The sequence below is a fragment of the Streptococcus alactolyticus genome (genome assembly GCF_012277075.1).
GTDB lineage: Bacteria > Bacillota > Bacilli > Lactobacillales > Streptococcaceae > Streptococcus > Streptococcus alactolyticus.
Genome location: NZ_JAAXMT010000014.1, coordinates 1 through 2,751 on the forward strand (window position 1 = coordinate 1; position 2,751 = coordinate 2,751).

General features: G+C 49.1%; 1 tRNA gene and 2 rRNA genes. All 3 read right to left on the minus strand.

Annotated features, from left to right (window positions below):
• Window positions 1-1,551: ribosomal RNA gene (locus HFK82_RS07665) — 23S ribosomal RNA — on the minus strand; the annotation flags it as partial.
• A gap of 143 nt (window positions 1,552-1,694) precedes the next feature.
• A tRNA-Ala gene (locus HFK82_RS07670) sits at window positions 1,695-1,767 on the minus strand.
• Window positions 1,768-1,821: 54 nt separating this feature from the next.
• Window positions 1,822-2,751 (minus strand): 16S ribosomal RNA (locus tag HFK82_RS07675); the annotation flags it as partial.

A 2,751-nucleotide genomic window follows, 5' to 3' on the forward strand; every position in this document is an offset into this window, starting at 1 on the left:
ATCACAGCTCAATGTTACAGATACAAGCATTTGACTCATATCACACCTCACTGCTTAGACGTGCACTTCCAATCGCACGCTTTAGTTAGCCTACTGCGTCCCTCCATCACTATATACTCGAGTACAGGAATATCAACCTGTTGGCCATCGGATACACCTTTCGGTCTCTCCTTAGGTCCCGACTAACCCAGGGCGGACGAGCCTTCCCCTGGAAACCTTAGTCTTACGGTGGACAGGATTCTCACCTGTCTTTCGCTACTCATACCGGCATTCTCACTTCTATGCGTTCCAGCACTCCTCACGGTACACCTTCATCACACATAGAACGCTCTCCTACCATACCTAAAAGGTATCCACAGCTTCGGTAATATGTTTTAGCCCCGGTACATTTTCGGCGCAGGGTCACTCGACTAGTGAGCTATTACGCACTCTTTGAATGAATAGCTGCTTCTAAGCTAACATCCTAGTTGTCTGTGCAACCCCACATCCTTTTCCACTTAACATATATTTTGGGACCTTAGCTGGTGGTCTGGGCTGTTTCCCTTTCGACTACGGATCTTAGCACTCGCAGTCTGACTGCCGATTATATCTCATTGGCATTCGGAGTTTATCTGATATTGGTAATCCGGGATGGACCCCTCAATCAAACAGTGCTCTACCTCCAAGAGACTTAACATCGACGCTAGCCCTAAAGCTATTTCGGAGAGAACCAGCTATCTCCAAGTTCGTTTGGAATTTCTCCGCTACCCACAAGTCATCCAAGCACTTTTCAACGTGCCCTGGTTCGGGCCTCCAGTGAGTTTTACCTCACCTTCACCCTGCTCATGGGTAGGTCACATGGTTTCGGGTCTACAACATGATACTAAATCGCCCTATTAAGACTCGGTTTCCCTACGGCTCCGTCTCTTCAACTTAACCTCGCATCATATCGTAACTCGCCGGTTCATTCTACAAAAGGCACGCTCTCACCCATTAACGGGCTCGAACTTGTTGTAGGCACACGGTTTCAGGTTCTATTTCACTCCCCTCCCGGGGTGCTTTTCACCTTTCCCTCACGGTACTGGTTCACTATCGGTCACTAGAGAGTATTTAGGGTTAGGAGATGGTCCTCCCAGATTCCGACGAGATTTCTCGTGTCTCGCCGTACTCAGGATACTGCTAGGGTTAAAGACTATTTCGAATACGAGGCTGTTACTCTCTTTGGCTTACCTTCCCAGGTAATTCTTCTATAATCTTGTCGTCCCACAACGCAGTCCTACAACCCCGATGTGTAAACACATCGGTTTGCCCTCCTGCCTCTTCGCTCGCCGCTACTAAGGCAATCGCGTTTGCTTTCTCTTCCTGCAGCTACTTAGATGTTTCAGTTCACTGCGTCTTCCTCTACATTACCTTAACAGTAATGAGTGACAACCATTAGTTGCCGGGTTCCCCCATTCGGACATCTCTGGATCAATGCTTACTTACAGCTCCCCAAAGCATTTCGTCGTTAGTCACGTCCTTCATCGGCTTCTAGTGCCAAGGCATCCACCGTGCGCCCTTATTAACTTAACCTTATTTTGGTCTTATTGACCTTAAACTCATTAAATCACAGCGTTTCGGTTTATTTCTTGTTACTTTCTACAATTATTTCTAATTGTGGAATTTGATATAGATATTCAATTTTCAATGGACAATCTTTGAATCTTTCGATTCAATGGAGCCTAGCGGGATCGAACCGCTGACCTCCTGCGTGCAAAGCAGGCGCTCTCCCAGCTGAGCTAAGGCCCCACAAGACCTCTCAAAACTAAACAATACGCCAAACGTGCTTCCGTTTTTCCTTAGAAAGGAGGTGATCCAGCCGCACCTTCCGATACGGCTACCTTGTTACGACTTCACCCCAATCATCTATCCCACCTTAGGCGGCTGGCTCCTTACGGTTACCTCACCGACTTCGGGTGTTACAAACTCTCGTGGTGTGACGGGCGGTGTGTACAAGGCCCGGGAACGTATTCACCGCGGCGTGCTGATCCGCGATTACTAGCGATTCCGACTTCATGTAGGCGAGTTGCAGCCTACAATCCGAACTGAGATTGGCTTTAAGAGATTTGCTTGCCGTCACCGACTTGCGACTCGTTGTACCAACCATTGTAGCACGTGTGTAGCCCAGGTCATAAGGGGCATGATGATTTGACGTCATCCCCACCTTCCTCCGGTTTATTACCGGCAGTCTCGCTAGAGTGCCCAACTGAATGATGGCAACTAACAATAAGGGTTGCGCTCGTTGCGGGACTTAACCCAACATCTCACGACACGAGCTGACGACAACCATGCACCACCTGTCACCAGTGTTCCGAAGAAAAACTCTATCTCTAGAGCGGTCACTGGGATGTCAAGACCTGGTAAGGTTCTTCGCGTTGCTTCGAATTAAACCACATGCTCCACCGCTTGTGCGGGCCCCCGTCAATTCCTTTGAGTTTCAACCTTGCGGTCGTACTCCCCAGGCGGAGTGCTTAATGCGTTAGCTGCGGCACTAAGCCCCGGAAAGGGCCTAACACCTAGCACTCATCGTTTACGGCGTGGACTACCAGGGTATCTAATCCTGTTTGCTCCCCACGCTTTCGAGCCTCAGCGTCAGTTACAGACCAGAGAGCCGCTTTCGCCACCGGTGTTCCTCCATATATCTACGCATTTCACCGCTACACATGGAATTCCACTCTCCCCTTCTGCACTCAAGTTTAACAGTTTCCAAAGCGAACAATGGTTAAGCCACTG